The organism is Burkholderia sp. BCC1640 (assembly GCF_902833125.1).
Lineage (GTDB): Bacteria > Pseudomonadota > Gammaproteobacteria > Burkholderiales > Burkholderiaceae > Burkholderia > Burkholderia diffusa.
The window spans coordinates 1-4,050 of record NZ_CADFEF010000071.1; the positions used below are offsets into that span (position 1 = coordinate 1).

Genomic DNA, 4,050 nt, shown 5'->3' on the forward strand with positions numbered 1-4,050 from the left:
GCCACAACCAAGCGCTCATCGCGCTCGCACGGCGACGCTGTGACGTCCTGTTCGCCATGCTGCGCGACGGCACCATTTACCAACCCAAGTCAGCCCCTACCGCTTGACGAAACACATAGGGGCACCCCCCGGGGACACATTGATTCGAAGCGCTCACGCGCATGCGAACAACCCGTGAGCGGCGGAATCGAAATCCTGTGTACCAGCTCGGCGAGGGCGGTGTGGATATCGCGACCCAAAGACACGCGAAATGCTGTGCGGGCCGAAGGTGAGTGATTCAACCGGAGAAGGCATGCCGAGCCGCTGCGGCCGATGTGGATATCCTGCGTCCAGAAGACGCCAAACCCTGTGACATCGGAACCGAAGAGGGTCTACCCATTCGGGAACGCACCGCGACGAGATTCGCGGTGTGGACAACCACCACGAAAGAGAATTTAAACGCTGTGACCCCGAACGGTGAACGTGAGTGCTCTCAGGTTTGTCGAACCGCATCGGACGGACCGCAGTCAGCGCACAACGGCCACCAACGGACAGCGTATCGTCCAGCTCAAATCTGCTGATCGAGCGCCCGCACGACAGCCTGTTCGCCCAGATTATCCACCGGCCCGACCACCGCGAAGTTGAGCCCGTTCACCGACCCATACCGCGCCAGCAACGACCCATCCACACGTTGCCCGGCTGGCAGCAGCCGATGTTTCGATTCCGCCGGTCGGAGATAGAAGCTCAGTGTCCGCCCGGCGTCGTCCTCGTAGAGCACCATCGCAGCCGTCGCGCCGCTGTCCGTCGTAAACAACCGCCCGCCAACCGGCCGGAACCCGGCCGCACTCAAATCCGGCAGCCTCGCCGACGCCCCCATGCGCCGGGTGAGCCACGTCTGCAAATCCTTCGCACCCGTCGGCCGGAAATCCACCTTCGCAGTCTGATCGACCGCCATCATCCGGTAAGCCTCGACCGCATCGCTCATCGGCGCAATCGGCGGCGGCGCGTTCCACCCGCGCGCCTGCCACCCGCCGAGCGTCCCGAGCCCGATACAGAACACGAACGAAGCCGCCATCGCGAACCGCACCCGCGAGCGCTCCGCACGCTTCGCACGAAGCGCTGCCGGATCCAGCGCAGGATTTTCGCCAGGCATCCGCACGCTCTCGAGCGCGGCCCGCAACCGCTGCGCATCCATCTGCCATTGCTTCACCTGTTCCGCGCTCTCCGGATGCAGCGCGAGATATCGCTCGACCGCGGCGCGCGCATCGTCGTCGAGCTGGCCGTCGACATAGGCCTGGAGATCGTGTTCGTCGGGACGGAGCGTGTTCATTTCATCAAGCGGAGAGAAGGAGCGGGAAGCTCGCCATCGCTGAGCTGGCGCAGTGCCTGGCGCGCGCGGGAGAGTCGCGACATCACGGTGCCGATCGGCACGTCGAGCAGGTCGGCGACTTCCTGATACGTGAAGCCCTCGACCGCGACGAGCAGCAGCAGGCTGCGCTGCTCGTCGGAGAGCCGGCCGAACGCTTCGAGCGTCGCGCGCGCGGTCGCCTCGCGTTCGGCGGACGGCCAGTGCGCTTCGTCGTCGTCGCGAATGCGGCCGAGCAGCCACGCGTAGCGCTTCGCGCTGCGTTTGCCGTCGAGAAACTGCCGGTAAAGGATCGTGAACAGCCAGCTGCGCAGCGACGCGTCGTCGCGGCGGCTCGCCCAGCGCGACAGCGCGCGCTCGAGTGTCGACTGGACGAGATCGTCGGCCGCGTGGACGTCACGCGCCAGCCAGAGCGCGAAGCGTCGCAGCCTGGGGATGAGTTCGCGCAATGCGTCGTCGTCGGGGGCGTTTGAGGGCATGGCCGGGGCGCGAGCCGATAAGCGTGGAGATGCCGCGTAGGACGCCGGTCGGCGTCGCTTATTCCGTCAGCATACGAAAAATTTCTTGATGGAATAAAGCGGCGCGGGTGGCGTCCTACACGCGTTCGACAATGATCTGACGATCAGGAGTGCATCCATGAAGCAATCTTCCTCTTCTTCGCCGCCGCGCGAACCCGGGCGCGGGTGGTGGCGCTGGGCCGTGATCGGCGGCGCGGTGGCCGGCGTGGCCGTGGCCTTCGGGTATGTCGGCGGCTGGCTCGCGCCGGCGCGTCTGACCCCGCACCGGCTAGTCGACGCGCTGCAGACTGCCGGCGGCGAGCATCCGGGTTTCCGGCGCAATCACGCGAAGGGCGTGTGCGTGACCGGTTACTTCGAAGGCAACGGCGCCGCGAGCGCATATTCCGTCGCGCCGTTCTTCAAGGCGGTGCGCACGCCCGTGGTCGGGCGCTTCGCGCTGCCGGGCGGGAATCCGTATGCGCCCGACAGCAGCGTGCCGATCCGCAGCCTCGCGCTGAAGCTCACCGCGCCGGACGGCCAGCAATGGCGGACCGGAATGAACGCGATGCCGGTGTTTCCGGTGACGACGCCGAAGGCGTTCTACGCGCAGTTGCTGGCGACCCGGCCGGATCCGGCGACGGGCAAGCCCGATCCGGCGAAGGTGAAGGCGTTTTTCGGCGCGCATCCGGAGACGGCTGCATTCCGCGCATGGGTGAAGGGTGCGAAGCCGAGCGCGAGTTACGTCACCGAAAGCTATTACGGGCTGAACGCGTTCTACTTCGTCGATGCCGCCGGCAAGCGCCAGGCGGTGCGGTGGCGCGTCGTGCCGGAGCAGACGACGGGCGCCGGCGACGTCGCGACGGCCGCGGATCCGAACGTGCTGCAGCAGGACCTGACGCGGCGCATCGCGGACGGTGCGCAGAAGTGGAAGCTGCTGGTCACGCTGGCGGAGCCCGGCGACCCGGTGGACGATGCGACGAAGACCTGGCCCGCGCAGCGTACGACGATCGACGCGGGGACGCTCGTGCTCGATCGCGTGGAGGCGCAGGACAGCGGGCCGTGCCGGGACGTGAATTACGACCCGACGGTGTTGCCGCAGGGGATTCAGGTGTCGGGGGATCCGTTGCTGGCGGCGCGGTCCGCGGCGTATGCGGATTCGTATTTGCGCCGGACGAGTGAAGAAGCCGGCGTAGCCGGCGCGGCGCGACTGAGTGCGGAGGGACGATGATGAAGGCGACGACGACGTTTAGCTTGCCGGCGAGGCTACTGCATTGGGTGATGGCCGCGATGATCGTCGCGATGCTGTTCATCGGGGTGGGGATGGTGGCGTCGGTTTCGGGGCGGCACGATTTCCTGGTGGCGTTGCACAAGCCGCTGGGGATTGCCGTGCTGGTGCTGGTTTGCGTGCGGATCGTGGTGCGGTTCGTGTCGAAGCCGCCCGCGTTACCCGAGGATCTGCCTTGGTGGCAGAAAGTTGCCGCGCATGGGTCGCATCTGGTGCTGTACGCGCTGATGCTCGCGATGCCGCTGATCGGGTGGGCGATGCTGTCGGCAGGCGGGTATCCGGTGACGCTGGGCGGTGGTGTGCAGCTGCCGGCGATCGTGTCGGCTGATCCGGTTGCGTTCGCCTGGCTCCGGGTCGCGCATCGCGTGCTGGCCTATCTGTTCTTCTTGACGTTCCTCGCGCATTTCGCGGCGGCGCTGTATCACGGACTGATTCGACGGGACGGCGTGGTGAGGGCGATGGTTGGGCGGTAATCGACGGAAGGTTGAGTTCGCTGCGGCGGGGCGGTTCACGGGCGACCGAGGCTGCTCCTGCCGTGTTGCTTATATATGAGCGCGGCTGCGGCTCAGCGGCTCCCGGCATAGCACGTCAAAAATATTTCACAAAGGGGGTTGCGGAGACTGGGGCGGGTGCTTAGAATCACGCCTCTTTCGCGCTAACGGAAACGCGGCGCGGGGGGAAGAAGGGAAGCGGTGCTGTTGAAGTCGGTTTTATCGACTCCAGTGCATACGAAATTAAACCGCAGTCGTCGCAACGAAGTAGTTAAAAAAGTTGTTGACGAGTTTTAAAAAACGGTTGATAATCTCGCTTCTCTGCTGCTGAAAACGCAGCGCTGCTGGGAAACTTCAGGTTTCTCGCAGAAATGCTCTTTAAAAATTAACAGCCGATAAGTGTGGGCGCTTGATGGCCGCGAGCTGATCCTC

4 protein-coding genes are annotated in these 4,050 nt (G+C 65.3%); 2 read left to right on the forward strand and 2 right to left on the reverse strand.

The features are described from left to right. Positions 1–547: 547 nt before the first annotated feature. Positions 548–1,309 (reverse strand): anti-sigma factor, encoded by a 762-nt coding sequence (locus HWX25_RS32395; RefSeq protein ID WP_175912648.1) that lies wholly within the window; start codon positions 1,307–1,309, stop codon positions 548–550. Next, positions 1,306–1,824, reverse strand: coding sequence for a sigma-70 family RNA polymerase sigma factor (locus tag HWX25_RS32400; RefSeq protein ID WP_059814649.1), 519 nt, complete (start codon positions 1,822–1,824; stop codon positions 1,306–1,308). Before HWX25_RS32400 ends, HWX25_RS32395 begins: the two co-directional genes overlap by 4 nt. Positions 1,825–1,981: 157 nt before the next feature. Here HWX25_RS32400 and HWX25_RS32405 point away from each other — a divergent pair, with 157 nt between their 5' ends. Together HWX25_RS32405 and HWX25_RS32410 are read left to right on the forward strand one after the other, a co-directional pair. After that, entirely contained in the window at positions 1,982–3,070 is a 1,089-nt protein-coding gene (locus HWX25_RS32405) for a catalase family peroxidase (RefSeq protein ID WP_175912650.1), read from the forward strand. Next, a complete protein-coding gene (locus tag HWX25_RS32410) occupies positions 3,067–3,600 on the forward strand; it encodes a cytochrome b (RefSeq protein ID WP_059814658.1) in 534 nt (177 codons plus the stop codon). Before HWX25_RS32405 ends, HWX25_RS32410 begins: the two co-directional genes overlap by 4 nt. The last annotated feature ends 450 nt before the right edge of the window (positions 3,601–4,050 follow it).

Excerpts from the sequence above, each read along its gene's own strand:
- HWX25_RS32395 (WP_175912648.1), bottom strand. The coding sequence starts at position 1,309 with ATGAACACGCTCCGTCCCGACGAACACGATCTCCAGGCCTATGTCGAC.
- HWX25_RS32410 (WP_059814658.1), top strand. The coding sequence starts at position 3,067 with ATGATGAAGGCGACGACGACGTTTAGCTTGCCGGCGAGGCTACTGCAT.
- HWX25_RS32405 (WP_175912650.1), top strand. The coding sequence starts at position 1,982 with ATGAAGCAATCTTCCTCTTCTTCGCCGCCGCGCGAACCCGGGCGCGGG.
- HWX25_RS32400 (WP_059814649.1), bottom strand. The coding sequence starts at position 1,824 with ATGCCCTCAAACGCCCCCGACGACGACGCATTGCGCGAACTCATCCCC.